The sequence below is a fragment of the Terrimicrobium sacchariphilum genome (assembly GCF_001613545.1).
GTDB lineage: Bacteria > Verrucomicrobiota > Verrucomicrobiia > Chthoniobacterales > Terrimicrobiaceae > Terrimicrobium > Terrimicrobium sacchariphilum.
The window spans coordinates 1,848,082-1,874,066 of the sequence record NZ_BDCO01000002.1 but is presented as its reverse complement, the minus strand read 5'-3'; the positions used below and the strand labels follow the sequence as shown (position 1 = coordinate 1,874,066).

Below are 25,985 nucleotides of genomic sequence, written 5' to 3'. Positions count from 1 at the left end.
TATGGAGCGACTGAACCTCCGGCGGCTCATTCCGCTGAGCTTCACGTCGCTCTTTCTTTTCTCCTTGGCGATGTTGATCGGGCTGCTGATACAGCCGATCAACTCTGGTCTGGTGCGTTATGCCGCCTGCGCCTTCGTCCTGCTTTCTCTGATCTCCGGTGCCGCGATTTTCTGGCGCCGCCGCTGGTTCCAGTGCGTAATTGGCATGGGGCTGATCCTCATTACAGCGATCGCTCTCTGGTCTCCGGCTTCGCCGGAAAACTTGCGTGCCGCTTACGTCGCCAATTTAAGAACATTTGAGGGTACCCCCTACGTCTGGGGAGGAGAAGGTCGCCTGGGCATCGACTGCTCTGGGCTTCCACGAACAGCCTGGAGGAAAACACTCTTCGAGGAGGGGCTACGCACGATGAATCCGGCATTGATCCGGCAATCCTTTCTCTCTTGGTGGAATGACGCGGCAGCGCGAGACCTGCCGATTTCGGCAGACTACTGTCGACTGGACATCAAAGGCCCGCTCGCCAAGCTGCCTTATGAACAACTGCAACCAGGCGATCTCGCAGTGACGAGTTCCGGCGTTCACTGCCTGGTTTATCTGGGGGACGGAGATTGGATCGAAGCCGATCCAGCTCAAGACAAGGTCCTCGTCCTGAATAAACGCCAGCCGGATGTGTGGTTATCGACTCCATGCATCATCGCGCGACGAGTCGGCTTCTAGCTACCTGCCCGTCCGCTCCGCGACGAATCGCTCAAAGGCAGCCAATGTTTCCGCGCTCACATGGTGCTCGATGCCTTCGGCATCCGCTCGCGCCGTGGCGGAAGACACACCCAGCGCTTCCAGAAACGCAACCACGGTCTGATGCCGCGCCTTGGCCTTGATGGCAAGCCGCTTCCCTGCATCCGTAAGAAAAATCGAACGGTAAGGCTGGGTCGTCACCAAACCGTCACGTTGCAACCGCTGTACCGTGCGAATGACGGTGACATGGGTCACCCCGAGATTACGAGCCAGGTCGGTCGCCCTCGCCTCTCCCCGAGTCGCGAGCAGATCGGCAATGGCTTCCACGTAGTCCTGCGCTCGTTCCTGGGCGTGCTGCTGACGAGTGCGGCGTTGATGGAGGGCGCTCTCGTCGCTCTGAGGAACCAGCGCGGTCGAGGACTTCGTTTTCTGCACGGGCATCCTTCTTCTTGTGCCACAAGATCGGAACGTTGACAAATCCGATGCTGACGGCTGTACGGGGTCTATTTTTGCGGACTATTCGTCCATTCCGCCTGACGAACCGCCTCCAGAGACGCATGGAAACTGGGGTCTCGCATGAGGCTTTGAAAGATCAACTTACCCAGCTTGCGACCTGCCTCCAGGTCGGTCAGGTAATGCTCTCCAGCCAGGATGCGGTCGGTAGCCACTTTCTGGGCGCAGAGGGAGATCTCTCGTTTCTTCGATGGGTCCAGCTCGGCCAACAGCATCGCGTAAAGTCGGCTCCGTGTGCTGTGCCCGCTGGGGTAAGAGTATCCCGCCTCGGCTGGGACATAGATCGAGACCTTGCCGGGATGAGCCTGGAAGGGACGGACCCGTTTATAGTGGTTTTTCAGGCCGGTAATGATGAGATTGGCATCGTTTGCCACCCTGGCAAAAAAGGCGGCGGTCTGGGGATAGTTCGTCGGATTGAACCCATCTCCCATGGCCTCGGAAAAGGTAAAGACCGTCAGCCGAAAGGTCACCCGGGCATGAGCCAGCTGCTCTGGCGACATACTTGCCTGCCGGGCACGGGCATCCTGCAGGTCGAGCCGGTCGCGGAACGATCCCTCACGGGGCGGAGCCGGCAGTTTCTCAATGAAATACTCGAGCGCAGGCAAATGCCACTGGGGTGTGGGAGACGGAGTAGCCGAGGGCGGAGCGCCAATGGACGAGGCCGTGGTCAGCGCCAGACAACAAAGAAATGCATGGAGGGGGGTAAAACCAGACATATGGCTCCCGCCCTGCTAACAGCATCCCGCATGACAGGTCAAGCTGGGGGACACTCCTGATTACGCCTTGCCAAATCATCGCCAAAGAACGACTCTTGAAGCATGTCCCCCGGCTTCGTCACTGCTCGGCGAGTCGTTGTATTTACTGCAGCCCTCATCGGTATCTACATCCTGTTCATCGGGCCGGAACGGTTTGCTTTTGAGAGTTTCGGCACCTGGATGCTCTCTCCGCTGATCTATGTGAGGCTACTCCCCGATCCCTTCAACCATTGGCTGGTCACCGCCATGTTTCGCCAGCCTTTGATCGGCCATGCTTTTTGCGTGATCCCCATAGCCATGCTCGTCGCGGCCATCGTGCTCGCAGTCCATGCGGTTCGGCGAAACTCCCTACCGAGCGCCTATGTCTCCCTCGGGCTATCGGTGACGGTTTTCTCGGTCTACCATCTGATCCAGCCGATGGGAATGAGCTACGTGGCCTACTAGGAGTCGGAATCCAGTCGGCCGGGAAGAACGACTTCAAACATCATCTCGCCGCCTTTGCCCAGACCCGGACGAGGCTCCAGGCTCAAGGATTGATAAACCTCCTCCAGCGCCTTTGGGTCGTGCCTCAGCTCGGGATACATATGCTTCAGGCGCTCCTTTACCCAGCGCTTGGCCATCATTCGCTCGATGGGAGCCACAGGGGGAGGTGCACCAAACTTGCTGCGGAAGAAATCGATGATCGCGCTCGACATCCTCGCACACCGTACGCGTGAGCTGTCGAATCGCAAAGTCGAATTCGCCTGAAGGATTCACTCTGTTTGGCCTTTCCAGACTGGGAGTCCCTCACTAGGAATGAGCCGTGGTTCCGTCCCTGTTTCAGAAAAAAACCCTGTGGGCTGCCATCACCGCATTTTCCTGCGTAGTGATCTTTGCGGTCATCGCCTTTGCCGGATGGCTGATCGTCAGTGCCATCTCCTATCTGCAGCCTGTGTTGATTCCGATCGCCATCTCGGCAATCCTGGCCTTTCTCCTCGATCCGGTGGTACGGTTGCTGGAGAAGTGGCGCTTCTCACGCACCTGGGCGGTATTGACGGTTTTCTTCGCCTTTGTCCTTATCGGCGCCACCGTTATTCTCGGCATCGTTCCCACGGTATCGCACCAGGCCGGGGTCCTGGCGAAAAACATGCCTGCCTATACGGCGAAAGCCCAGGCGCTCTTCAACCAGACGCTCGAGCAGGTCAAGCGCCTTAGCGAAAAACCCTGGCTGCAAAAACAGACGGATCCCGAAACGCCGGTGGACCCGATCACCAGCTACATCTCGACCACCGTCGACAATGGCATCGGCTGGCTACAAAAGGAGGTTCCCAACATGGCGGTGGCGACGGGAGGATTCCTCCATCGCAGCGTGGGCGGATTTCTCGGCGTCTTCGGATTCCTCCTCAGCCTTGTGCTGGTGCCGATATTCCTCTTTTTCTTCCTCAAGGAGGGCCGCGCCATTTCAAAAAACTGGAGCAATTACCTTCCCCTCCGCGCATCGCCACTGAAGAGCGAGATCGTTTCTCTTTTCACCGAGATCAACCGCTATCTCATCAACTTCTTCCGAGGCCAGTTGCTCGTCAGTCTGATCGATGGAGCGCTCATTGCGATTTGCCTGCTGGTGGTTCGGCTGGAGTTTGCCCTGGTCATCGGCCTTTTCGTGGGAATCCTCGGGCTCATCCCGTATCTCGGGGTGATCATTTGCTGGATTCCTGCCGTCATCATCGCCGCGGCCCAGTTTGGCGATTGGGGGCATCCGCTCGCCGTGACGATCATTTTCATCACGGTGAATCAGCTGGATGGCCTGTTTATCGCCCCGAAGATCGTCGGCGAATCCGTGGGGCTTCACCCGCTCACGGTCATCATCTCCGTGCTGGCCTGGAGCTTGATTCTCGGCGGCTTGCTCGGCGCTCTGCTCGCGGTACCTCTGACTGCCTCGATCAAGGTGCTGCTGAAGCGTTACTTCTGGGATCGCCCGGCCGCGCCTGAGACCTGGCAGCTTGAGCCCGAGACTCCTGAAGCGCCTCCGGCTAGCCCTGCTTGACGCGGTAATCGATATAGCGGGATTGCAGCCAGCGCACCCCGAGCATGTCGGTGGTCGCCTTGATGGCGCGATTCCCCAACCCGTATTTGCTCACGCCGTATTGGCGGGCGCGATGGTTGACGGGAATCTCCACAATCCGAAAGCCTGCGTTCTTCACGAGCGCGGGAATGAACCGGTGGACGCCCTTGAAGGGGACAAGCGCTGTAGCGCACTCGCGCCGCATGGCTTTGAGCGTACAGCCCGTATCGCGAACACCGTCTCCGACGAAGCGGCTACGGACGAAATTTGCCACCCGGCTCGTGATCTTTTTCACCACGGTATCTCGACGCTTGGCCCGGTAACCGCATACGAGGTCGGCCCCCTTTGTGATCTCATCGAGCAAGCGGGGAATGTCCTTCGGGTCATTTTGCAGATCGCCATCGAGGAGAACGATCACGCTCCCCCGCACCGCCGTTATCCCTGCGATCATCGCGGCGCTTTGACCGGCATTCTTTTCAAACTCCAGCACCCTCACCTCGGGCTTGCGATTGATACGCGCCACGGTGGCGTCCGAAGACCCATCATCGACGAGAATGAGTTCGTAATTGCGCCCGGCCAGGGCCTCGCCGATCTCCCGCTGGAGGATGGCGACGTTATCCTCCTCGTTGAAAAGCGGGATAACCACGGAAAAGTCAGGGGTATTCACAAAGGCAACGTCTGGTAGTTCTTGCAAAGATAGATGTATAGCGGGTTTCGGTGGGCGCCACGCAAGGGGTACTCCTCAAGAAGGGTCACCGACTCAAACGCCGCCTTGATCGTTTGCGGCACCTCGTCGGCTTTTTCCTCGGTGATGTACAGGGCGCTCCGACCAATGAAGGGATTCTCCCCCTTCTGCTCGGTATAGTACTCGTCAGCGACACGCGTGCTGTCGACGAAGTCGGCATACGTCGGCCAGAGTGCGTATTGACTGGAAATATCCTGCGACTCTCCCACGTAGACCACGGGATGGCCGGATGGTGGGATGAGGCTGTCCTTGAGATAGTAGCCGAGCACCGAGGCGAGAGCGGGATTCTCGGCCACGAGGAAGAGGCTTTCATTTCCCTTCTTCAACTCCTCCGTGAAGACATTCCGAGCATGAGCCGCCGCCGCGTCCCAAGCCCGGCCGTCGTCCATCGATGCCGCTGCCGCGTGGAGGGAAAACCCGAGAGCCAGGGCAATCGCCGTGCCTCCCGCCCAGCGACCTGCCGGGATGAGATCGAGAAAGTCCCGAGCTCTCACCAAAAGGAGTGGCACCGCAAGCAGGAAGAAAAACGCGGCGTCGCCACCATGATACAGCATGTAAAAGCTCAGTAACACAAACGGCATGGCCGCGAGAAACAGGAATCGGGCGCGGATGTGGGAGTGCGCTCCCCCGGCCAGCATCGCCCACGTCCCGAGCAATGTGACGGCCACGAGTGGAGAAATGAAGTAAAGCAGCGATACGAGCGACGCCAGGAAGCCTCCACTATCGAAATGCCACAGACTGCGAAGGGTGCCGGGCATCATGGGAATCCATTCCTGTCTGGCGTTCCAGATCAAAGCAGGGAACAGAAATGCTGCGGGCAGGACGATCCAGATCACCAGCCCGCCAAAATCCCGACCCCGGCGGTGCCTGGCGCTCGACAGGACAAAGATGATCACCAGCGGAATCACAAAAACCGCCGCATAGGAATACAGGCACGCCCCACCCAGCGCGATACCCGAGAGCGCCCACCAGAGAAGCGAGTTTTTTTCTGCTTCAAAAGCCATCCAGACCCAGAGCAGGCATAGAATCAACAGTGCCAGGGCCGGAAGTTGCGGGCCGACACGCAAGGCCTGCACATTGAATCCCGGCAGCAGATTGAGCACCACCACCGAAATGGAGGCAACGGACTCATTGGAGAGCCGACGCACGAAGAGAAAACAAAGAATCGACGCGGCCATCGCCCAAGCCGGCGCAGCCGCCCTCCAGAGGAAATCCCCCGCGCTCACGCCATTGATCAGACCGACCTGAAATGCCGTGGCCGGTGGCCCGTCAAAGTAGGCTGGCGCCGGGTGTTGCGCACAAAGGTAGTAATAAGCCTCATCAGGCGATGGGTTTTGCAGCCAAACCATCGCTACTCGCACGAGCGTCAACGCGATGACAAAAAAAAGGACGAGCCGTGCAGATTTCATGCGGTGAGCAGAGAGGGGTGTTGCGCAGAAAAACGGGGCAGGAACCTTCCGGACCAGCGCCGCCAGATCGCTTCCAGCAATGCCACTGTGAGAAAACCGATTCCCGCTCCAATGAGGCACGATGTGATGACATCAAGCGGCCAATGCGCCCCGACATAGATACGACTGTAGGAAACCAAGGCCGCCGGGAGAAATGCGACCCAGCCCCATCGCCGGTAAAAGCAGAAAATCACCACCGCCACGGCAAAGTTATTCGAGGAATGCCCGGACGGAAATGAGTTCCCGGAAGACCCGCGAATTTTTGCGACGGAAATCTCCTCCTGCAAGGGTTGTACGGCGGCAAGGAAGCGCGGCTTGGCTCTGGCCAGGTCGAGAGTGCGCACACCTGCCACCATATCATGAGGCCGGGGGCGGCCTACCAGGCCTTTGATCGTATCCACCACAAGCGCATCGGTAACGCCGACTGCCAGCCCAATGGCCAACAGCATCGCCCTCGCCCGCCATCCCCCGAAGATCGCTGCCAGAATCCCTCCCGCCACAAGAAATGGCAGCCAGAAATCAAAACTGGAAGCGATGGTCATCACCCGGTCGAGGACAGGATGCGTCCAGCTGCGATTGATGAGAAAAAGAAGCTGTTGATCCATCCTGAAAGGCAAGTAGCGTGGCGTATGATTTTCCGTTCGGGCCATTTACGCAAGCTAGTTGCTGCAGGATTGGGGATTCTTTGCCTCATCGGGACCGCCAGCGCGGCCGATCCCACCGCCCAGGAAATCCTCGAGGCGGCCCGGGTGAATCCCCTGGGCAACCAGATCGCCTTGGACGCCCAACTCCGCCGTGAGTCAAAGTCCACCCCATTCACCATCGTTGTCGATGGCGCGGTCCGTTTTCAATTCAAGGCCCCCGACCAGGAGATCATCCTGCAGCTCGGGGATGATGCCCCGAAGCTCACAGAGCGCATTGGAGGCAAGGCAGCGGCAGTCAAACCCGCTCGATTCGACGAGAAGATCCGTGGCTCGGGAGTGACCTATGAGGATCTCTCCCTCCAGTTTCTCTACTGGAAGAACCCCAAACTGATCGGGGAAGACCGGATCAACGCCCGTCCAGCGTGGAAAATCGAGGCGCAGGCTCCGCGTGGAGCCTCACAGTACGGCGTCGCCCGCATGTGGATCGACAAGGACTCCGGTGCCCTCGTCCGTGTGGAAGGCTACGATATGTCGGGCAAAATGATCCGCCGGTTTGAAGTCGTATCCGCCCAGAAAATCGACGGCCAGTGGATGCTCAAGCAGATGCGTTTTGAGGCTCTCAACCCGGACACGAGGAAAGTCACCGACCGCACCTACCTCGAGGTGCTCGGGAAGGCCGCCGACTCCTAGGCAAAGAACCGCTGCGGAGCCATCACCGGCTGCTGCGTGGTGAGCCGGTTGACGAATCGCTCCCAGTTTGCCTGCCCGGCCAATATCTCGATCTCGACGCGCAGGTAATACATCGGCACCTCGGGGTCGATGATACGGGGAATACGTACGGCATCCTTTTCCGTCGTCAGGATGGCCTGGATGTCGCGGCGCGCACAGCGACGAATGAACTGTTCGATCTCCCTCTTGGTATAGCGGTGGTGATCCGTAAAGGATTTGGCGATTTCGATCTTCGCGCCGAGCTTTCGCAAGGCGTCCTCGAAGCTCGTCGGCATCGCAATGCCGCAGATCGATCCAACGGTCATGCCCTTGAGAAAATCCAGCGGTTCATTCTCCCCGGTGAAGACATTGGTCACATGGGTCGGCCGGTGCGAACACTCGATAATATCCGCCGTCCGGTTGTAACTCCGGATGCGATCGATGAGGTCGGCATTATCAGCGCCGGTGCACTTTGTGATAAAGATATGGGTGGCACGTCGGAGATTCTCCGGAGGCTCGCGGAGCGTACCACGCGGAAGCAGGTATTCATTGCCGAACGGAGCCTGTCGGTCCACCAACGCGACCTCGATCCCCCGCTTCATCCTCACATACTGGTATCCATCATCCAGCAGAAGCGTGTCCGTACCGAAATGCTCCACGGCGTATTGACCGCTCTTCACGCGGTCGCGGTCGACGAGCACGACGACACCACGCAGGTTGTTTGCGAGCATGAAAGGTTCGTCACCCGCCGTGCGGGAATCCAGCAGCAGAGTCTGGCCGTCGGAAACCACTCGGGGAACAAACACGGCTTTCTTTTTCGCGAGTTTGTCCCAAAGACGCAGCAACAAGGGACGCGGCACACTCTTGTAACCACGGCTCAGGATGGCCACCTTGCGCCCCCCGGCGTGCAATGCCCGGGCCAGCATCTCAACCACCGGCGTCTTGCCAGTGCCGCCGACACTCAGATTGCCGACACTGATCACGAGACATCCGACCGTGCGCGGACGCATCACTCTGCTGCGATAAAGTGACAGGCGCGACTGGACGATCGAGAGATAAATCCGCGACAATCCATAGAGGAACCACCGCAGGATATCCGCACGCCGCCCGTAGCGACGCTCAAGGATGACGTCGATGGCAAAGGTTTCGAGACCTTCCAGCCAGCGCCGCATATCAGGAACGCACCTTGACCCGCGCGCCCTTGTTATCCGCCTGGGTGATGAACACTTTCGTGTTTTTTAATCCGCTCGCCTCCTGCATGGCTCTGGCCACCTTCTCAGGATCGGCCAGCGTGACACAGGCAATTGTGGAGCCCGAGCCGCTGAGCCAACCGCCGATGGCTCCGGCCTTTTCGCCCGCGGCGATGACATCATTCAGGCAGGGGATCAGGGGAAGGCGGTAGGGTTGATGCAGATAGTCCGTAAAGGTCCCTCGCAAGTTCTCATATTCCTCACTGGCAAAGGCCGCGGAGATCGCCGCAGCGTTGGAGGCGGATACGACGGCGTCCTTGAAAGGAATCCTCTCGGGCAGGGCCTTCCGCGCGGCCGGGGTTTCCACCTCAAAGTCGGGAACCAGGAGTACGAAGCGCAGCTTCTTGGAAACCTTGTAGCGCTGAAAGGAAGCATCCTTCCGAGCGACCGTAAACCCGCCGAAAGCCGCTGGCGCGGCGTTGTCGGGATGGCCCTCGAGATCACAACACAGCTGGTAGAGCGCCACATCACTCAGAGGGCCGTCCGCGAGTTCGTTGAGCCCATGAAGCAAACCAAGCCTCACTGTGACGCTGCTGCCCATCCCGCGCGAACGCGGCACCTGCCCCTTCACCGACCAGTCGAAATCAAAGGGAGCGATGTCCGCTCGGGTAAAGAAGGCCTCGGCCGCCTGATCCGCCATCCCATCCGGATGTCCCGGCGCAGCGCGCACGATCACCTCGTTGTAAATACGGAGGGCTATTCCCAGGCAGTCAAATCCCGGACCGAGGTTGGCCGTCGTAGCAGGTACTTTCGTGCGGACTTCTTTCATGAATGAGCGAATCACCATAAAAGGGCAAGCCCCTCGAAGGAAAGGGAGAAGCTCGCCGGGCCGCAAGGAAATCGCACTTCATGAAAATCCGCATTTGACGTTTCGCCAACTTCCCCGGATACTCCCCCACTCGCTGACCACGGTGAGGTGGCTGAGTGGTCGAAAGCAGAGCTTTGCTAAAGCTCCGAGCTCCAAAAGGGCTCCGGGGGTTCGAATCCCCCCCTCACCGCCAGTTTTTTCCCAAAACGCCAGGCAGGCTTTTTCCCGTTCTCGCCGCCAGAAGCGCACCCCATTTCTCCCTGTCAACATCTCCATCCGGACCGGAAATACCCGCCGATCGCGGGAACCTAGTCCAGCTCGCGCAGAGTCTTTGCGAGAAAGGAAATCTGCTCCGCAGAATGAGTTGCGGTAACCACGATCCTCAATCTCGCGGAGCCGCGAGAGACCGTAGGGTATCGAATCGCGGGGACAAGGAACCCCGCTTCCAGCAGCGCGCCCGCCGCGGCCATCGCCTCACGCTCATCTCCGATCACGATCGGGAAGATGGCAGTAGGACTTTCACACCCGGCCTCCTCGGCAAACCGATGGATATTGTCGCGCAGGCGTGTGACCAGGCCTTGTCCTGTCTCGGTCTCAAGAAGCTCCACCGCAGCCTGAGCAGCAGCTGCCACGTAAGGCGGAGGTGCGGTGGAGTAGATGAAGCTGCGCGAGCGATTGATCAGATAATCGCGCAAGATGGCACTGCCACAGAGGTATGCTCCGGCGGAACCAAGCGCTTTGCCCAGAGTCCCCATCTGGATCTCAACACGGTCGGTCAAGCCCAGCAGATCGACCAATCCCTGCCCCTTTGCCCCCAGCACCCCGACCCCATGGGCCTCATCCACCATGAGCCAAGCTCCATGGTGTTCCTTGAGGCTGACGATGTCGGCCAGAGGAGCGAGATCGCCATCCATGCTGTAGACGGATTCCACGACGACCAGCACCCTGCCTTGGGGATGCTCGCGGCGTGCCCACTCCAGGTGGCTCCGCAGTTTCTCGAGATTGTTATGAGGAAAGACGCGGATCGTCGCACCGCTCAGACGGGCGCCGTCGACCAGCGAGGCGTGGCAGAGTTTATCGAGGATCACTACATCCTCGGAAGAAACGATGGCCGGGATGGCTCCCACGGCGGCAGCGTAGCCTGTCGAGAAGCTCAGCGCCGCCTCGGTCTTCTTGAAGCGGGCGATCGCACTCTCCAGATCCTCATGCAGCCGGGAGGTGCCGCAGATCAATCGCGAGGCTCCGGCCCCTGTACCGAAGGTCGCCAGGGCCTCTCCCGCGGCCTTGGCCAGCGCAGGATGATTGGCAAGGCCGAGATAATCATTCGAGGAGAAGTTCAACAGCGACCGACCGTCGATCTTCACCTCCGCGCCCTGGGCGGATTCCAGGACGCGCAGCGACCGGCGCAGGCCGGCCTGCTCAACCTCCTCCAGTTTCTGGAAGAGGTATGCGTCAAACTCGCTCACGCTCCCTTCATCAGGCTGAGCATGTCCTTCACCGCCTGACTAAGGCCCGTGAAGACCGCTCGCGAGATAATCGAATGGCCGATGTTCAGCTCGTGGAGATGCGGGATGCGTAACACTTCAAAGATGTTCTCGTAGTTGATGCCATGTCCCGCGTTGACCTTGAGTCCGGCGGCATGAGCACGCTCCGCTCCGTGGATCAGGCGCACGATTTCCATATCGCGTTCTGCGCCCTGCGAGTTGGAAAAGGCTCCGGTGTGAAGTTCAATAAACTCCGCACCCAGGTCCGCCGCCGCATCGATCTGCTCCTCGTCGGGATCGATGAAAAGACTCACAACGATCCCCGCCTCGTGGAGGCGCTGGATGGTCGGGCGCAACGAGCTTTTCTGCCCCGCACAGTCCAGCCCTCCCTCGGTGGTGACCTCCCTGCGATTCTCCGGTACCAGACACACGTCGGCGGGCTTTACCTTGAGAGCGATTTCGAGAATTTCCGGGGAGTTTCCCATCTCGAGGTTGAGTTTCGTGGAAATGCGGCGGCGCAGTTCAAAAATGTCACTGTCCTGAATGTGCCGACGATCCAGGCGCAGGTGGGCAGTGATGCCATGTGCGCCGGCTGCCTCGGCGATCTCCGCGGCATCGATGGGGTTGGGTTCGGCCAGAGGAGAAGCGTGCGTGTCGCGATACCGCGCCTGCCGCAGGGTGGCGACATGATCGATGTTTACTCCGAGCTTTATCATGGGGAATCAGATATTCTCCGCCCGAGCCCGCCTCGCGGCAAGCACGGCTTCAAAAAAGGCACGGGACCCGTCGGAAAGCGCCCGAACCTTTGTGCCCGGGGCATCGTTCCACTCGACGGGTCGTTCCAGCAGGCGGTATCCGAGGCCATCGGCCCAGGCCAGCGCCTCGACGTCGAAGCCGAAGCCATCGACTGTCAGCCGGGAAAAAACAGCCTGGGCCGCCTCGGCCCGGAAAGCCTTGAACCCGCATTGTGTATCGCGGAACCGGGTCACACCGCAGATGCGCAGGGCGAGATTGAACGCCCGCCCCGAGGCAACCCGGAAGAAAGGCTGACTTTGCCCAATCACACTCTGCGGATGCCGACGGCTGCCAAAAACGACGTCTGCCTGATTAAAACAGGGTAAAAACTCCTCCACACACCGCAGAGGTACACTGAGGTCGGCATCCATGAAGAAAACGATGTCGCCCGAGGCAGCAAGCATCCCGGTTTTCACGGCGAATCCCTTCCCGCGCTGAACGGGCTGGATGACGGCCCGGAAGGCAGGATTCTGCTCCTCCATCCAACGGGCCAGATCCGCCGTCCCGTCCTGACCCGGCTCGACCACGATCAGGACCTCGACAGGATAGCTGACCCGGGCGATAAACTGGCCTAAAGCCGCAAGGGTCCGAGGCAGGCGGGACTCCTCATTCCGACACGGAATGACGATCGAAACTCGCTGAGCTTGAACAGTCATCCTAACGACATTATCCCAATCGCGTGAACGAACGGAAAATTCCCTGGGTTGAGATTGGCATATTGGTGTTGGCCGCTCTTCTACGGTTCGTTTTGCTCGACATCAAGCCGCCTCATTTCGATGAAGGAGTCAATGGCTGGTTCGCCGATCAGATGGCGAAGTTCGGGTATTACCACTACGACCCGACAAATTACCATGGTCCTCTGCATTTTTACGCTGTCTTTGCAGCCCAGACGCTGTTTGGCCGGGAAATCTGGGCCATCCGGCTTCCGATCATCCTGGTCAGCATTGCCTGCGTATGGATGACTCTTCGTTTCTCGCGATTCCTCGGCGCTCCTGCCACCCGCTGGGCCGCTCTGGCGATGGCGATTTCCCCTGCCTATGTGTTTTATGGCCGCTACACCATCCATGAGTCGTGGCTGGTCCTTTTCCTTCTGCTGACCTGCTGGGGCATCCTGGGCCTCTGGAGGGATGGCACACGACAATACCTCTTTGCCCTCGTCGCCGGTATCTGCGGCATGATCCTGACCAAGGAAACCTATGTCATGCACGTCGCCGCCTTTGGCCTTGCGGCGCTCACCCTTTGGGGCTGGCAATACATCTCTCCCTCCCGACCGGCTTATCCCATCGCAAGGCAAAGCTGGACCCAGCGCGATCTGGGGGCCAGCGTGGGGCTCGCTGTCCTGGCCATTGTCTTTTTCTACTCGGGGAACTTCCTCGATTTCCCTGGGCTGAAGGGGCTTTATCAGACATTCGCCGCCTGGACACACACTGGCGTTGACGCAGCGGGCCACGACAAACCCCTCTACGATGTCTCCATCTTCGGCCACAAGGTCATCAACGCCTACTGGCTCATGCTGTTTGCTCGTTACGAGTGGCCCGCCCTGATCGGCTTTGTCATGGCGGTGATACTGGCGTTTCCTTCCGATGCCCGGCTGCGCTTCATCGCCATCTACGGAGCAGGTGCACTGGTCGCCTACTCGCTCGTCCCCTACAAAACACCCTGGTGCATCATCTCGATTCAATGGCCGTTTCTCCTGCTTTTCGGCGCCGCTATCGCATGGCTTTCCAAGCGCCACTTCCTCGCGACCGTCTCGATGTCGGCGATCGTGCTCGGCGCAAGTCTTTACCAGTCACTACGCCTGAATTTCTACCACTTCACCGACGCAAAAGAGCCGTACGTTTACGTGCAGACCTACCGCCAGGTGGAGACGCTCACAAAACCCCTGCTCGATCTCGCCAAGGAAGACCCTCGCTACTACGGCGTGACGGGCCAGATCCTCATCGACAGCTACTACCCCCTGCCCTGGATGCTCGGGGACTTCCCGCAGTTCGGCTACTACAACAAAAATAACTCCCCGGAAACCCACGACGCCGATGTCGTGGTCGTGGAGGCGAGTCGAGCCGATACCGTGCGATCGAAACTGACCGAACCTTACTATCGGCGAGACTTCCGATTGAGAGATTCGCAGGATCTCTGCACTGTATTTTTCCGTGGGTCGGTCTTCTCCAGGTGGTTCGGGAACCAGCCGCTTGAGGTGAAGGAGATCACGCCGCGATGAAGACTCTCTCGGCTTCCCTTGCCGCCATCGTTACCGCCGCCATCACCGCGCTTGCCGCCGGCTGGCTCGCAGGGGGGCTGTTTTATATGCCTGCCATCGTCGCGACGATGGCGGGTCTGGCTGCAGGCATCGCCGCATGGATCACCACTCCGGCCATGGAGCCGCGCAAGCTCAATGCCTGGGACTGGGCGATGATCGCAGTGTTTTCCCTCGTTTCTCTACGCGCCTTCGTCTGGCTGATCTATTCCGCAGGAGACAACCTCCTCATCCTGTCTCCCAATAACCTCGGAGACCTTTCCCTTCACATTGGACTCATCCGGTATCTGGCCAGCGGAGTGCCCTTCTGGCCCGACAGTCTTATCCTTACAGGCGTGCCATTGACTTATCCCATCGGCGCGGACTTGGTAAATGCCATTGGCGAGGTGCTGGGAGTCGATACGTTCCGCGGTCTCATCGTGGCCGGCTTGATCGGTTCGGCCCTCACAGCGGGCGCCTTGTGGATGTGGGGACGGGCCTTCGCCATTGCGGCCTTTCTTTTCAATGGAGGGCTGGCAGGCTTCGTCTTCTTCCGCACATTTGCGGTTGATGACTTCCAGACAGAGCTGGTGTGGAAGAGCCTGTTCCTGTCCATGTTTGTCACGCAGCGAGGTTTGCTGATCGCGATCCCCGCCGGTTTGGTGCTTCTCTGCGCGTGGCGCGACCGTTATTTCCGTGCTCACCCCAGCCTGCCCCGTTGGGTTGAGTGGCTTTTGTATGCGTCGATGCCTCTCTTCAACATCCATGCGTTTCTCTTTCTCAGCCTGATCCTTCTTGGCCTGTTTGTGTTCCGTCCTGGTCAGAGAATGTCCATTTTCCAGCTTGTGGCAGCTTCCGTAATCCCTGCCTCGATCCTGGTGGCGCTGATTACGGGATTCTTTTCCGCCACCTCGGCAATGCGCTGGTTGCCGGGCTGGATGATGGAGAAGGAAGGTGCCCGCGTCCTTTGGTACGACTTTGGGATCAGCCTTCCACTGGTCGTCATTCTCTGTGTGTTGGTCGCCCGAAAAAAGGATGCCGAGGCCCGTTTTTTTGCGTGGAGTTCAGCCGCCGTCTTTCTGCTCGGCTCGGTGGTGGTTTTTGCCGTCTGGCCCTGGGACAACCTCAAGCTCGTGATCTGGTCATGGCTGGTGGTGGCGCCTTATCTCTGGACCAACCTCCTTTCGCAGATTCACTGGCTGGGCCGCTCCGCCCTGTGCTTTGTGCTATTCTTCTCCGGGGCGATTTCGCTCATCGGAGGGCTGGATTCCCGGCATGGATACTTTCTCGCCCGCAAGTCCGAACTGGCTGCCTGGAAAATGGCAACGATCGACCTGCCGGCCAACGCACGATTTGCCATCACACCGGATTACAACCATCCGCTGATCCTCCTGGGACGCAAGGTGGTATGCGGCTACGACGGCCACCTCTGGAGCCATGGACTCCCATACGAGAAGAAATACGCCATGCTCACGGCAGCTCTTGCCGGCCAGACCTCGTGGGCGGAGGCCAATGCGCTTCTCCAGGCAGACTGGCTAGCCCGGCGAAGCTTCGATCCGATCGTGACAGGGACAATGCCCGCTCCCGACAGCTCGGGCATCGGCATGCTTTACGACCTCTCGCCCTATCTCAAACCAAGCCCAGGTAACCAATCAGGCCAGCCACAGCCACCACGATCAGTGGGTTTACCTTGGTAAAGACAAAGATGATCGTGCAGAGGCCCGTCAGGATGTATGCGTGCCATCCATGGTCGGCGGCACGGCTCATCACATAGCCACTCGCCAGCACGAGGCCGACCGTGAGGGGTGCAAAGCCTTTCTCGATGGCATGACGAAGCGGAGAGTTTTGCGCATTCTGCCAAAACCGGGTCACCATGTAGACGAGCAAACCTGCCGGCAGCATCATCGCGATCGTTGCGATGATCGCGCCCAGGATGCCCCCTGCCTTGTAGCCTATAAGGGTCACGATCAGGATGCTGGGCCCGGGTGCAGCCTGCGAGATGGCAAAGACATCGGCAAACTGCGAGTCGCTCATCCAGTGATAAACCTGCACCGTCTTGCGATGCATCTCGGGCAAGACTGTATTGCCTCCGCCAATGGACAGCAGGGAGAGCGAGCTGAACAAGGCGATGATCTGAATGAGGGTCTTGACGTTCATTTCTTCGCAGGCTTGGGCCAGGCCCAAAGTAGAGCCAGGGGCCCGATGAGCGCCACGGTACCGAGCAACGGGAAGCGGATCAGCCCGTTGAGCAGAAACGCTCCCAGGAAAAGAGCAACGGCCACCACGCTGCCCAGGCATTTCTTTCCAGTTTTCACGGCCATCGAAAGCGTGAGCGCGACTGCCGCAGCCGTGGCTCCGCGCAGGACGCCCTGCAAGGCGGGAACCTCATGAAATTTGAAGTACGCGTAACCAAGGATCAGGATGAGCACCACGGGTATGGTGGTCAGCCCGATAATCGCCGAGATGGCTCCCGGGATGCCACGCATCTTTGTGCCGACAAAAACCGCCAGGTTGACCTGATTGGCCCCGGGGAGGATGCGGCACATCGTGACGGCACTGAGGAACTCCTCCTCCCCCATCCACTTTTTCTCAACCACCAATACCTCTCGGGACCAGGCTGAGAGGCCGCCCCCGAAGGAGGCGAGCGCGATATGGTTGAAGGTAAAAGCCAGATCAAGCAGGGAGATCGATGGCGTCTCGGCCACGGCCTCACTCATGACGCAGATCGTGATCGTGCGGGAAATCGGTCTCCGTGTGTTTCTCCGGCGCGAGCGGGTCCGGGGCATCGTAGTGATGCGATCCATCCCAGTCCGACTCAAACACCTCGCTCAACCGGGAGACGATCGAGGCATCGGTGATGGTCGTGCCGAGTTCGCGGCGAAGGTCGAAAGCACTACGATCAATATTCATCGATCCGACCAGCGCGTGCTTGTTGTCAGACAAGATCAGCTTCGCGTGGAGGCGGAGATTCTTCTGTTTATGGACTTTGACCCCGAAGCGCTTGAGGACGCGGAGCGAGGAGAAGGTATCCAGAATATCCCAGTCACTGATGCCGTGGCGACCGCCGCAGAGCACGCGCACATGCACGCCGCGATCCGCTGCATCGATGAGACGATCGAGGATTACGGCATCGACGAACTTCGGGTGCTGTACGCACAGCGTTTTCTCGGTGGCATCGATGAAGCGCGCCATGTGCAGGCGGGAGTTGGCATTGCTCCAAAGCAAGCCGGTCTCCTCGCTCGGCAGCCAGTCGCGATGCTCCCAGTCGGCCTCAAAGCCCTCGATGACCTGGGCCACGCGCTCAGGGTCCTGGGTGACGACACCGTAGTCGCGGGTCTGGGTGAAGTACTTCTCGCAGAGGTTGAAGGTCGCGATAAGGGCGGCCTCCTTGTCGATCACGATCGACTTCTCGTGCGTGACGTAAAACTTGGGGTTGGCCCACTGAATGTTTACGCCGTTGTTTTGAAAATACTCGAAAGTGGCGTCGTTGGCGCGATCCCCACCCGACCGCTTCGGGTTCAGCATGACCCGCACATCGACGCCTGCGTTCTTTCGGTCCACCACGGCCTGAAGGAGCGATGGCTCGGAAAAGGTGAATTGCTTGATCAGCAGCGAGTGCTTGGCTGTCCGAATGAACTCCCGAACGGGACTGACTCCATCGTCGGGCTCAACTATGAGGTGAGGGATGGGAAGAAACATTCTTTCCACTCCGCTTAACACATAATTTCACAAAGAAAAGCGCCCGTTTTGCAACGGGCGCTTTCGCAAGTAACTTTCTTTAAGACAGGTCCGGAATCGTGGATCAGTTACGACGACGGTCGTACCCGCCACCACCACGGCGATCGCGGTCGCGATCACGGTCACGGTGCTCACGGAATCCACCGCCGCCGCCGCCCTCACCGCCGAAGTCACGCCGCGGAGGACGGTCTTCCTTGGGACGGGCTACGCTCACCGAGATCGGACGACCGTCGAAGGTCTTTCCGTTCAGCGATTCGATGGCTTTCTGTCCTTCTTCCTCCGTGCTCATGGTGACAAAACCAAAGCCGCGAGGGCGCTGGGTCATACGATCCATGACGAGGTGGGTGTCAGTAACAGTGCCAACACTGGCGAAGAGTTCCTCCAGAGCCTGTTCAGTGGTTTTGAAGGAGAGGTTGCCTACGTAGAGTTTCATATGTGGAGTGCTTTGCAGAGGGATCAAAAACCTAGGTAGGAGCAGGACCTGACTGTGTCTGGGGAACCGAGCTTTCTATCCGAAGAGTTCAATGACCTGAGCGTTTCGCGGTAAATAAGAACGATTTTGCTCGCCAGACAAGTGCAAATGATGCCTCCCCCTAGGCAATCGCCTTGGAATCGCCTTCCGCAGGCCCATTTTTTTCGTCCTCTCCTCTCTTGAAGAAGGAGATTTTATCGAGGAATCGCTCCTGAAAGTACTCCATGTAGACGTAGAACACCGGAGTACAAAATAGGGTCAAAACCTGAGCCACGATCAGACCGCCTACAATGCAAAGTCCCAGCGGCTGGCGGGAGGCTCCGTCGGCCCCAAACCCGAATGCCATCGGCAATGCGCCGAAGATGGCCGCAAATGTCGTCATAAGGATCGGGCGCACACGCTCGATAGCCGCTTCCTCGGCCGCAGCCTCGATGCCGAGGCCGTCCTTGCGTCGCATGATGGCAAAATCGACCAGCATGATGCCGTTCTTCTTGATCAGGCCCAGCAGGAGGAAGATGCCGATGAAGCCGTAGAGATCGAGCGTCATGTCAAACAGGCGCAAGGTGATCAATCCCCCCAGCCCTGCGACCGGCAGAGTCGAGAGCACCGTGATCGGGTGGATGTAGCTCTCATAGAGCACGCCCAGGATGATATACATGACAAAGATGGCGATGATGAGGAGAACAACCATCGCGCGCACCGTCTGGATAAACTGCGCGCTGGAGCCAGCGGGAGCTCCGGCCACGGCAGGTGGGAGCACCTGAGCCGCAGCAGTCTGAATGTCACTCGTAGCCGTGCTCGTGGGATAGCTGGGGTCCAGGTTGTAGAAAATGGTCACCGATGTCACCTGGTTGATGTGGTTGATCGACTCCGGCCCCGTCTTGACGCTGGCCTTGACCAGGGACTTGAGCGGGACCATGTCTCCGGCGGAGTTTCTCACCCAAAGGAGAGCGAGGTTGTCGAGCTGGGCACGGTATTTATCCAGCAGCTCGACGATGACCCAGTACACGTTGAGCGGAGTCTTGATCTGGCTTGCCTGCCCCTGGGTGAAGGCTATGGCCAGGGTTTGCTCGATCTGCTGGGTTGTCACGCCGTACGAAGAAGCCTGATCCCGCAGGATCTCGAGATCGAGCATGGGCGTATTCGTACGCATGTCGCTCGAAACGCCAACGAAGCCCGGGATCTGGCGCATCTTGTCCATAAGGTCGCCCGCAGCCTTGTAAAGCAGGGCAGGATCGGTACCGGTCAACTGGTAGGCAAACTGGCCCTGGGTGTTGTTGGTCGCCCCCGTATCAATGTTGAGCGTCGGAAATGGCTGCAAGAGCGGCACCACGCCCGGGATCGAGCTGCGGACCTTGGCAATAATCTCGCGGGTGATTTCATTGATGGGTGCCCGTTCATTTTCAGGCTTCAAGAAAATCACCGCCAATCCCATCGAGGTAGTAAGCTGGTTGTTTTGCAGTCCCGTCACCGTGATCGCCTGGCGCACCCCTGGAACGGACTCCGCAACCTGCATGAGGCGATCCTGATAGTCCTGCATCTGGGCAGGCGACGTCCCCTCCGAGGTCAAAAACACCCCTCGTATCATGCCGCTATCACCTACCGGGAGAAAGCCCTTGGGAATGGTGATGAAGAGGTAGATCGTGACACCCAGCGAGAGAACCCAGATTCCGATGGCCACAGGCTTGTGACGCATCATCCAGCCGAGGGACGTCTTGTAGTGACGCTTGAAGCCGTCGAAATACTTATTGAACCATTGCTGATAGCCTGTCTCCTTCTCGGCCTTCCGCAGCATGCGAGCGCATAGCATCGGAGAGACGACGATAGCCACCACGCCCGAGAGCACGATCGCGACGACGATGGTGATCGCCATCTCGTGAAACATGCGCCCGATGATTCCCGGCATGAAAACAATCGGAATGAAGATCGCCGCCAGCGACAGCGTCATCGAGAGCACGGTGAAACTGATTTCCTTCGCTCCGAGGAGGGCCGCCATCGTGGGAGGTTTGCCATCCTCAAGGTGGCGCACGGTATTCTCCAGGACGACAACAGCATCGTCCACGAGCAGACCCACGGCAAGCGTGAGTGCCATGAGCGAGAGGTTGTCGAGGCTGTACCCCAGCAGCAACATGACCGCAAAGGTCATCAGGAGGGCGAGCGGCAGAGCCACCGCCGGCACCACGGTCTCCCGCACCCGACCGAGGAAGAGAAACACGACGAGCACCACCAGAGCAAAAGCGATCAGGATGGTCAGCTTCACGTCATTGATGCTCTCGACGATCTGCACCGAACGATCAAAAGTGATATAAGTGTCGATGGAGGCCGGGAGCGAGGACCTGAGGGAGTTCAGCGTCTTTCGAACGCTTTGCGCCACCTGCACGTCATTGGCCCCCGGAGCGGGCGTTACCGCCACCACCGTGTAGGCAGAGCGAGGAGGCTCGATGGCGGACCAGAACTTCATGTTCAAGTACTGCTTTTGCAGCCCGTCCACGGTATGGCCGATGTCGCGCAGACGCACCGGAGCGCCATTCTTGTAGGAAATCACCAGATCGTTGTACTCCGCCGAATGAAGCAGCTGCCCCTTGGGGTTGATGATGAACTGCAGCGATTTCCCGTAAATCTCGCCGCCGGGAGTAAAGACGTTGGCCGCGGATATCGCGTTGGAAACATCCGTCACCGTCATCTGGCGGGCGGAGAGCGCGTTGGGATCAAGCTGGACGCAAATGGCGCGGGGTGAGCCGTAGACCTGTGCATTGGACACGCCATCGAGCATCATCATGCGCTGCGCGACCATGGTGTTTGCGTAGTCGTACAGATCCCCGAGCGTGAGCGTGTCCGTCGCGAGAGCGATGTAGACGATGGGCTGGGTGTTGGGGTTCGTCGTCTGGAATGCCGGAGGGGCTGGCAGGTCGCTGGGGAGATTGCCCATGGCGCGCTGAATGGCCGCCTGTACCTCCGCCTCCGCCTGCCCCATCGGCTTGTCCAAGCCAAACTGCAGAACGATCGTGCTCGTACCCTCCTGGTTCTTGGAGGTGATGAGATTCAGATCCTCGATCTGCATCATCTGGATCTCCAAGGGGGTCGACACGTTGTCGGCCATGATCTCCGGGCTGGCGCCCGGATAGTTCGTAGTCACCGTGATCACGGGATACGCCACATCCGGCAGATCACTGACCGGGAGGAGGAAATATGCAGCAATGCCGAAGATCGCGGCGGAAAACGCGCAAAGCGTCGTCATCACCGGCTTGCGAATGAACGGCTCGGAGAGATTCATCGAATGAGGCGACTATTTCGCCGCGTCCTGCCGGGAGGGCAGCGGAGCCGGGGGCTGCCAGAGTGTGGGGGTCACCTTCTTGCCGGTGACGAGTCCCAGCTGTCCCGCCGTGATGATCCGGTCGCCAGCCGAAACGCCCTTGGTCACGACAGCGAAATCACTGCGCCTCTGGCCGAGAGTCACCGGCTGGAGCGCTACGGTATCATCCGCATTGACCTTGAAAACATACGGGCCGGTCTGGCCAACCATCACGCACATCGAGGGTACGGTCACCGCCTTCTCGACCGTCGTAAGGATCAGGCTGACATTGACGAAGAGCCCCGGCCAGAGGAGTGCATCAGCATTCGGAAAAGTTCCCCTGAGGGAAAGCGTCCCCGTGTCGCTGGCGACACTGTTGTTAATAAAAGTCAGTTTGCCGGGGATGACTTTGTCAGGCGCTCCGGGAATGGTCACCTCGATGGGGAGTTCTCCATTGGTGAAATACTTCCGGATCGTATTGAAGTCGTTTTCCGAAACAGTGAAATCGACATAGATCGGATCGATCGTCTGGATGTTGATCAGCTCGGTCTTGCTGGCCGTCACAAGATTCCCTGCATCAACCATGTAAATGCCAGCCTTGCCGGTAATCGGCGACTTGATGGTGCAGTACGCGAGATTGATCTGGGCATTGGCCAGTTGCCCCTGAGCCGATAGCACGTTGCCCTGGGCTTGAAGCTGATTGGCTTCGGCGCTCTGGAGGTCAGCCAGATCGATGGTCTTCGTTTTGTAAAGCTGCTGCTGACGCTGAAGCGTGACATCGGCATTCGCCAGCTGCGCCTGGGCGGAATCCAGACTACCCTTGGCCTCCTGCAACGCCGCCTGGAAAGGCGAAGGATCGATCTCCGCGACGAGGTCTCCCTCCTTGACCAGAGCGCCTTGCTGGATGGCAAAGCGGGTCAAGGTTCCCGTCACCTGCGCCTGAAGCGTCACGTCGGCGACAGTGACGCAATTCCCAAAGGTGTTGATCGTAAGAGGGACATTCTGCTCCGCAGCGACCGCGTAGGTCGCCGGGGGCAGTGGTTTAGTAGCTACCGGCTTGGGACCGCAACCGACCAGGCCCATCACGATCAACACTGACGCAACAGTCCGTAATTCCCAACACTTCATGGCGTCGACGATATCAGGCAGATGCCCCGGGAGCCTCTGGAGCCTTGGGTGCGGTCTCTCCCCCCTCATCCTCCGACTTTTTGCCGACGAAGAATTTCTCAACGAAGTAGAACGACGCCGGGATAAGGAAAATCGAGATCAGTGTGGCTGCAAGCATACCACCGATCACCGTGGTGCCCAGGATACGCCGGGAAACAGCCCCGGAGCCGGTGGCAATGGCCAGGGGCACCGTACCGAGAATGAACGCAAAGGCAGTCATCAGGATGGGACGCAGACGGAGCTTGGCGCCTGCCAGCGTTGCCTCAAAGAGGGGTTTCCCTTTCTCGTACTCATCCTTGGCGAACTCCACGATAAGGATCGCGTTCTTCGCCGCGAGACCGATCAGCATGACAAGACCGATCTGGGCATAGAGGTTGTTCTGCATGCCGCGAGCGGCCAGACCAGCGAATGCTCCGAATACCGCGATCGGCGTCGTGAGCAGCACGCTGAAGGGCAGCGACCAGCTTTCATATTGCGCAGCGAGAATGAGGAAGACGAAGAGCAGCGAGAGGCCGAAGATGGCGGCAGGCGGCACGCCTTGTGCAGCCTGTTGCTCCTGATACGACATACCGAAGTAATCGTATCCTGCCCCCTGCGGCATCGTCTGCGCAAAGACCTCCTCCAACGCCTTCATGGCCTGACCGGTACTGTATCCCGGAGCCACCGAGGCGCTGATCTGCGAGCAGCGATACATATTGTAACGCATCGTGAACTCCGGTCCGTAGGTCTTCTTTGGCGTCACAAAGGACGACACCGGCACAGCCTGACCATCCTTGTTCGTGACGTAGAACAAGCCGAGGTTGGAAATATCCGTGCGATAGTCGCCCTCTGCCTGGACGTAGACCTGCCACTGGAGACCGAAGCGATTGAAATAGTTGACGAAATATCCGCCGAAGAACGTCTGTACCGTCTGATAGGCGTCCGACAGGCTGACACCCTGCACCATCGCCTGCGCCTGATCGACACCGAGGTAAATCTGCGGCACGTCCCATAGAGCCGTCGTGAAAAGGGAAGCGAGTTCGGGCCGCTTGCGCGCAGCCTCCATGAAGGTCTGTGTGTTTTTGGCGATTAACTCCACCGGCCCGCCGGTGCGATCCTCAAGAATGAAGGTTACGCCGCCAGAGGTGCCGATACCCGGAATGGCCGGCGGCGGGAAGGCAAAGGCAGCCGAAGGTTTGGGCAAAGCCGCCACCTCGCGATTGATATGCTGCTGGATGGCATCCACCTGGAGTTCGGGCGTCGTGCGCTCGGCCCATGGCTTCAGCGTGATGAAGAAGAATCCCGTGTAGGTGCTCTGCACCGTGCTGAGGAGGTTAAAACCAACGATCGTGGTCACGGATTCCACACCGGGAGTCTTCATCAGGATATTCTCGATATCCGTCGCCGCCTCGCTGGTCTGCTGGAGCGAGGAGGCTCGCGGCAGCTGGACCACGCCAAAGAGATAACCCTGATCTTCCTCGGGAATGAAGCCCGATGGCATCTTGGAAGCAATGCCTCCGCCGAGCAGGCCGATGCCGACGATCAGGATGAGGCTGATCACGAGCTTGCGAATGAGGCCGTGACAGACGCTCACATAGCCATTGGTCGCCACGCCGAAGAACTTGTTGAAGCCGCCGAAAAATTTCGACAGCAAGCCGTGCGACTCCTTCTTGGGACGCAGAAGCAGAGCGCCGAGCGCCGGGCTGAGGGTGAGCGCGTTAAAGGCCGAAATCAACACCGATACGGCCATCGTGACCGCAAACTGCTGATACATCTGGCCGGTGATGCCCGGAATGAACACCGTCGGGATGAAGACAGCCGCCAGGATGAGCGCGATGGCAACGACAGGGCCCTGCACCTGGGACATCGCCTTGATGGCAGCATCCCGGGGCGACAGCCCCTCCTCGATATGACTCTCGATCGCCTCCACCACCACGATGGCGTCGTCGACGACCAGACCAATCGCCAGCACCAGACCAAACAGCGAAAGTGTGTTGATCGAGAAACCGAGCATCGGAAACACGGCAAAAGTACCAATGAGCGAAACCGGCACGGCGATGAGAGGAATGAGAGTGGCGCGCCAGCCTTGCAGGAAGATGAAGACCACGATGATAACGAGCACCATCGCCTCAAAGAGCGTCTTCACGATTTCCTTCATGCCTTCCGTCACGGCGAGAGTCGTGTCGAGAGCAACGGCGTACTTGAGATCGCTCGGGAACAGCTTGGAAGATTGCTCCATCAGCGCGCGAGCCGCCTTCATCGTATCGACGGCATTGGAGCCCGGGAGCTGGTAAACCGCGATAATGGCGGCATTTTGCCCGTTAAAGCGTCCCTTGAGGTTGTAGACCTGGGCGCCGAGCTCGACACGGGCGACATCCCCCACCTTCACGATGGAGCCGTCCTTGTTGGCGCGGATGACGATGTTCTTGAAGTCGTCTTCGGTGACGAGACGGCCGGTGGTATTGACCGTGAACGTAAAGACCTGGCCTTTCGGAACCGGCTCGGCACCGATCTGGCCGGCGGGATTCACGTTATTCTGGGTCTGCACGGCGCGGATGACCTCCGGGACCGTGATATTGAGCGTGGCCAGGCGATCGGGCTTTACCCAGATGCGCATCGCGTATTCACCCGCACCGAAGATGGTGACACTACCCACGCCGTTCACGCGGGTCATGGGGTCATTGATGTTGATGTACGCGTAGTTGGCGAGGAAGGTCGGGTCGTAGGTACCGTTGGGCGAGTAAAGGACGAAGACGCCCAGCGGGGAAGAAAGAGCCTGCTCGACGGTGACACCGTAGTTGCGCACGTCGCTCGGGAGCTGCGGCGAGGCCTGGGTCTGCCGCATCTGGGCAAGGATCTGGTCTGTCGTGGGAATGGTCGAAACGCCGAAGATCGTATTCAGCGTCATCATGCCGTTGTTGGCATTGATGGAGTACATGTACTCCATGCCCTCGACACCGCTCATCTCCTGCTCGATGGGGGTCGCCACCGAGGCTTCGACAGTCAAGGCGTCAGCACCCACATAGGTCGTCTGGACCTGAATCTGGGGAGGAACGATGTTCGGGAACTGGGCCACGGGAAGCCCGAGCATCGAGACAATACCCACGATCACCGTGATAATGGCGATGACCATCGCCACGATCGGCCGCCGGATGAAGAAATTCGACATGCTGGTCCTTT

24 protein-coding genes and 1 tRNA gene are annotated in these 25,985 nt (G+C 59.1%); 7 read left to right on the top strand and 18 right to left on the bottom strand.

The window, feature by feature from the left end; genetic code table 11:
* Window position 1 precedes the first annotated feature (1 nt).
* Window positions 2-715 (top strand): C40 family peptidase, encoded by a 714-nt coding sequence (locus tag TSACC_RS08730; RefSeq protein ID WP_075078948.1) that lies wholly within the window; start codon window positions 2-4, stop codon window positions 713-715.
* Here TSACC_RS08730 and mntR read toward each other — a convergent pair whose 3' ends face one another.
* Window positions 716-1,174: a manganese-binding transcriptional regulator MntR gene (gene mntR / locus TSACC_RS08725; RefSeq protein WP_075078947.1), complete on the bottom strand. Its 459-nt coding sequence runs from the start codon at window positions 1,172-1,174 to the stop codon at window positions 716-718. It abuts the gene before it with no gap.
* Between the two features lie 62 nt (window positions 1,175-1,236).
* Entirely contained in the window at window positions 1,237-1,962 is a 726-nt protein-coding gene (locus tag TSACC_RS08720) for a phosphatase PAP2 family protein (protein ID WP_084400327.1), read from the bottom strand.
* Window positions 1,963-2,064: 102 nt separating this feature from the next.
* On the opposite strand from TSACC_RS08720, the gene TSACC_RS08715 reads away from it, so the two are divergent.
* On the top strand, window positions 2,065-2,445 hold the full coding sequence (locus TSACC_RS08715) for a hypothetical protein (protein ID WP_075078945.1): 381 nt from the start codon (window positions 2,065-2,067) through the stop codon (window positions 2,443-2,445).
* Here TSACC_RS08715 and TSACC_RS08710 read toward each other — a convergent pair.
* A complete protein-coding gene (locus tag TSACC_RS08710) occupies window positions 2,442-2,696 on the bottom strand; it encodes a hypothetical protein (protein ID WP_075078944.1) in 255 nt (84 codons plus the stop codon). The genes TSACC_RS08715 and TSACC_RS08710 overlap by 4 nt on opposite strands.
* A 107-nt stretch (window positions 2,697-2,803) precedes the next feature.
* Between TSACC_RS08710 and TSACC_RS08705 the strand changes: the two genes are divergently transcribed.
* On the top strand, window positions 2,804-4,024 hold the full coding sequence (locus tag TSACC_RS08705) for an AI-2E family transporter (protein WP_075078943.1): 1,221 nt from the start codon (window positions 2,804-2,806) through the stop codon (window positions 4,022-4,024).
* Here the strand turns inward: TSACC_RS08705 and TSACC_RS08700 are convergent.
* Genes TSACC_RS08700 through TSACC_RS08690 form a run of 3 tightly spaced genes read right to left on the bottom strand, consistent with a single transcriptional unit; the run spans window position 4,011 to window position 6,840 of the window.
* Window positions 4,011-4,709 carry a glycosyltransferase family 2 protein gene (locus TSACC_RS08700; RefSeq protein ID WP_075078942.1) on the bottom strand — a complete coding sequence of 233 codons (699 nt, stop codon included), beginning with the start codon at window positions 4,707-4,709 and terminating at the stop codon, window positions 4,011-4,013. The two genes, TSACC_RS08705 and TSACC_RS08700, sit on opposite strands and share 14 nt — an antisense overlap.
* The gene (locus TSACC_RS08695) at window positions 4,706-6,196 is read right to left on the bottom strand and encodes an ArnT family glycosyltransferase (RefSeq protein ID WP_075078941.1); all 1,491 of its coding nucleotides are present in this window, start codon (window positions 6,194-6,196) and stop codon (window positions 4,706-4,708) included. The genes TSACC_RS08700 and TSACC_RS08695 overlap by 4 nt, the downstream gene beginning before the upstream one ends.
* The gene (locus TSACC_RS08690; RefSeq protein ID WP_075078940.1) at window positions 6,193-6,840 is read right to left on the bottom strand and encodes a phosphatase PAP2 family protein; all 648 of its coding nucleotides are present in this window, start codon (window positions 6,838-6,840) and stop codon (window positions 6,193-6,195) included. Before TSACC_RS08690 ends, TSACC_RS08695 begins: the two co-directional genes overlap by 4 nt.
* A 24-nt stretch (window positions 6,841-6,864) precedes the next feature.
* Here TSACC_RS08690 and TSACC_RS21235 point away from each other — a divergent pair, with 24 nt between their 5' ends.
* Window positions 6,865-7,569, top strand: coding sequence for an outer membrane lipoprotein-sorting protein (locus tag TSACC_RS21235; RefSeq protein ID WP_169809584.1), 705 nt, complete (start codon window positions 6,865-6,867; stop codon window positions 7,567-7,569).
* Here TSACC_RS21235 and lpxK read toward each other — a convergent pair.
* The gene (gene lpxK / locus TSACC_RS08680; RefSeq protein ID WP_075078938.1) at window positions 7,566-8,759 is read right to left on the bottom strand and encodes a tetraacyldisaccharide 4'-kinase; all 1,194 of its coding nucleotides are present in this window, start codon (window positions 8,757-8,759) and stop codon (window positions 7,566-7,568) included. The genes TSACC_RS21235 and lpxK overlap by 4 nt on opposite strands.
* 1 nt (window position 8,760) lies before the next feature.
* The gene (locus TSACC_RS08675; RefSeq protein ID WP_075080643.1) at window positions 8,761-9,606 is read right to left on the bottom strand and encodes a homoserine kinase; all 846 of its coding nucleotides are present in this window, start codon (window positions 9,604-9,606) and stop codon (window positions 8,761-8,763) included.
* A 141-nt stretch (window positions 9,607-9,747) separates the two neighbouring features.
* Here TSACC_RS08675 and TSACC_RS08670 point away from each other — a divergent pair.
* Window positions 9,748-9,838: transfer RNA gene (locus TSACC_RS08670), tRNA-Ser, on the top strand.
* A 115-nt stretch (window positions 9,839-9,953) separates the two neighbouring features.
* On the opposite strand, the gene bioF is transcribed toward TSACC_RS08670, so the two are convergent.
* From bioF to TSACC_RS08655, 3 genes are read right to left on the bottom strand one after another with little or no spacing between them, the layout of a single operon-like run.
* A complete protein-coding gene (bioF, locus tag TSACC_RS08665) occupies window positions 9,954-11,111 on the bottom strand; it encodes an 8-amino-7-oxononanoate synthase (RefSeq protein WP_075078937.1) in 1,158 nt (385 codons plus the stop codon).
* A complete protein-coding gene (locus TSACC_RS08660) occupies window positions 11,108-11,845 on the bottom strand; it encodes a pyridoxine 5'-phosphate synthase (RefSeq protein WP_075078936.1) in 738 nt (245 codons plus the stop codon). The genes bioF and TSACC_RS08660 overlap by 4 nt, the downstream gene beginning before the upstream one ends.
* 6 nt (window positions 11,846-11,851) lie before the next feature.
* Window positions 11,852-12,580: a dolichyl-phosphate beta-glucosyltransferase gene (locus TSACC_RS08655; protein ID WP_075078935.1), complete on the bottom strand. Its 729-nt coding sequence runs from the start codon at window positions 12,578-12,580 to the stop codon at window positions 11,852-11,854.
* 23 nt (window positions 12,581-12,603) lie between these two features.
* On the opposite strand from TSACC_RS08655, the gene TSACC_RS08650 reads away from it, so the two are divergent.
* Together TSACC_RS08650 and TSACC_RS08645 are read left to right on the top strand one after the other, a co-directional pair.
* Window positions 12,604-14,142: a flippase activity-associated protein Agl23 gene (locus tag TSACC_RS08650; protein ID WP_075078934.1), complete on the top strand. Its 1,539-nt coding sequence runs from the start codon at window positions 12,604-12,606 to the stop codon at window positions 14,140-14,142.
* The gene (locus TSACC_RS08645) at window positions 14,139-15,854 is read left to right on the top strand and encodes a hypothetical protein (RefSeq protein WP_075078933.1); all 1,716 of its coding nucleotides are present in this window, start codon (window positions 14,139-14,141) and stop codon (window positions 15,852-15,854) included. The genes TSACC_RS08650 and TSACC_RS08645 overlap by 4 nt, the downstream gene beginning before the upstream one ends.
* On the opposite strand, the gene TSACC_RS08640 is transcribed toward TSACC_RS08645, so the two are convergent.
* The 7 genes from TSACC_RS08640 to TSACC_RS08610 all read right to left on the bottom strand — a co-directional run bounded on the left by TSACC_RS08640 (window position 15,787) and on the right by TSACC_RS08610 (window position 25,974).
* Complete coding sequence (locus tag TSACC_RS08640; RefSeq protein ID WP_075078932.1) at window positions 15,787-16,314, bottom strand: chromate transporter; 528 nt, start codon at window positions 16,312-16,314, stop codon at window positions 15,787-15,789. The genes TSACC_RS08645 and TSACC_RS08640 overlap by 68 nt on opposite strands.
* Window positions 16,311-16,874 carry a chromate transporter gene (locus tag TSACC_RS08635; RefSeq protein WP_075078931.1) on the bottom strand — a complete coding sequence of 188 codons (564 nt, stop codon included), beginning with the start codon at window positions 16,872-16,874 and terminating at the stop codon, window positions 16,311-16,313. The genes TSACC_RS08640 and TSACC_RS08635 overlap by 4 nt, the downstream gene beginning before the upstream one ends.
* Window positions 16,867-17,856, bottom strand: a complete 990-nt coding sequence (locus tag TSACC_RS08630; protein ID WP_075078930.1) for a phospholipase D-like domain-containing protein — start codon at window positions 17,854-17,856, stop codon at window positions 16,867-16,869. Before TSACC_RS08630 ends, TSACC_RS08635 begins: the two co-directional genes overlap by 8 nt.
* 103 nt (window positions 17,857-17,959) lie before the next feature.
* The gene (locus TSACC_RS08625; RefSeq protein ID WP_075078929.1) at window positions 17,960-18,328 is read right to left on the bottom strand and encodes an RNA recognition motif domain-containing protein; all 369 of its coding nucleotides are present in this window, start codon (window positions 18,326-18,328) and stop codon (window positions 17,960-17,962) included.
* Between the two features lie 160 nt (window positions 18,329-18,488).
* Window positions 18,489-21,641, bottom strand: a complete 3,153-nt coding sequence (locus tag TSACC_RS08620; RefSeq protein ID WP_075078928.1) for an efflux RND transporter permease subunit — start codon at window positions 21,639-21,641, stop codon at window positions 18,489-18,491.
* Between the two features lie 12 nt (window positions 21,642-21,653).
* Entirely contained in the window at window positions 21,654-22,787 is a 1,134-nt protein-coding gene (locus TSACC_RS08615; RefSeq protein ID WP_169809583.1) for an efflux RND transporter periplasmic adaptor subunit, read from the bottom strand.
* A gap of 13 nt (window positions 22,788-22,800) precedes the next feature.
* Window positions 22,801-25,974, bottom strand: coding sequence for an efflux RND transporter permease subunit (locus TSACC_RS08610; RefSeq protein ID WP_075078926.1), 3,174 nt, complete (start codon window positions 25,972-25,974; stop codon window positions 22,801-22,803).
* Between the last annotated feature and the right edge of the window lie 11 nt (window positions 25,975-25,985).

What these genes read in the sequence shown, in the direction of transcription:
- TSACC_RS08730 (WP_075078948.1), top strand. Translation starts at nt 2, where the DNA reads ATGGAGCGACTGAACCTCCGGCGGCTCATTCCGCTGAGCTTCACGTCG.
- mntR (WP_075078947.1), bottom strand. Translation starts at nt 1,174, where the DNA reads ATGCCCGTGCAGAAAACGAAGTCCTCGACCGCGCTGGTTCCTCAGAGC.
- TSACC_RS08720 (WP_084400327.1), bottom strand. Translation starts at nt 1,962, where the DNA reads ATGTCTGGTTTTACCCCCCTCCATGCATTTCTTTGTTGTCTGGCGCTG.
- TSACC_RS08715 (WP_075078945.1), top strand. Translation starts at nt 2,065, where the DNA reads ATGTCCCCCGGCTTCGTCACTGCTCGGCGAGTCGTTGTATTTACTGCA.
- TSACC_RS08710 (WP_075078944.1), bottom strand. Translation starts at nt 2,696, where the DNA reads ATGTCGAGCGCGATCATCGATTTCTTCCGCAGCAAGTTTGGTGCACCT.
- TSACC_RS08695 (WP_075078941.1), bottom strand. Translation starts at nt 6,196, where the DNA reads ATGAAATCTGCACGGCTCGTCCTTTTTTTTGTCATCGCGTTGACGCTC.
- TSACC_RS08690 (WP_075078940.1), bottom strand. Translation starts at nt 6,840, where the DNA reads ATGGATCAACAGCTTCTTTTTCTCATCAATCGCAGCTGGACGCATCCT.
- TSACC_RS21235 (WP_169809584.1), top strand. Translation starts at nt 6,865, where the DNA reads ATGATTTTCCGTTCGGGCCATTTACGCAAGCTAGTTGCTGCAGGATTG.
- lpxK (WP_075078938.1), bottom strand. Translation starts at nt 8,759, where the DNA reads ATGCGGCGCTGGCTGGAAGGTCTCGAAACCTTTGCCATCGACGTCATC.
- TSACC_RS08675 (WP_075080643.1), bottom strand. Translation starts at nt 9,606, where the DNA reads ATGAAAGAAGTCCGCACGAAAGTACCTGCTACGACGGCCAACCTCGGT.
- TSACC_RS08660 (WP_075078936.1), bottom strand. Translation starts at nt 11,845, where the DNA reads ATGATAAAGCTCGGAGTAAACATCGATCATGTCGCCACCCTGCGGCAG.
- TSACC_RS08655 (WP_075078935.1), bottom strand. Translation starts at nt 12,580, where the DNA reads ATGACTGTTCAAGCTCAGCGAGTTTCGATCGTCATTCCGTGTCGGAAT.
- TSACC_RS08645 (WP_075078933.1), top strand. Translation starts at nt 14,139, where the DNA reads ATGAAGACTCTCTCGGCTTCCCTTGCCGCCATCGTTACCGCCGCCATC.
- TSACC_RS08640 (WP_075078932.1), bottom strand. Translation starts at nt 16,314, where the DNA reads ATGAACGTCAAGACCCTCATTCAGATCATCGCCTTGTTCAGCTCGCTC.
- TSACC_RS08635 (WP_075078931.1), bottom strand. Translation starts at nt 16,874, where the DNA reads ATGAGTGAGGCCGTGGCCGAGACGCCATCGATCTCCCTGCTTGATCTG.
- TSACC_RS08630 (WP_075078930.1), bottom strand. Translation starts at nt 17,856, where the DNA reads ATGTTTCTTCCCATCCCTCACCTCATAGTTGAGCCCGACGATGGAGTC.
- TSACC_RS08625 (WP_075078929.1), bottom strand. Translation starts at nt 18,328, where the DNA reads ATGAAACTCTACGTAGGCAACCTCTCCTTCAAAACCACTGAACAGGCT.
- TSACC_RS08620 (WP_075078928.1), bottom strand. Translation starts at nt 21,641, where the DNA reads ATGAATCTCTCCGAGCCGTTCATTCGCAAGCCGGTGATGACGACGCTT.
- TSACC_RS08615 (WP_169809583.1), bottom strand. Translation starts at nt 22,787, where the DNA reads ATGAAGTGTTGGGAATTACGGACTGTTGCGTCAGTGTTGATCGTGATG.
- TSACC_RS08610 (WP_075078926.1), bottom strand. Translation starts at nt 25,974, where the DNA reads ATGTCGAATTTCTTCATCCGGCGGCCGATCGTGGCGATGGTCATCGCC.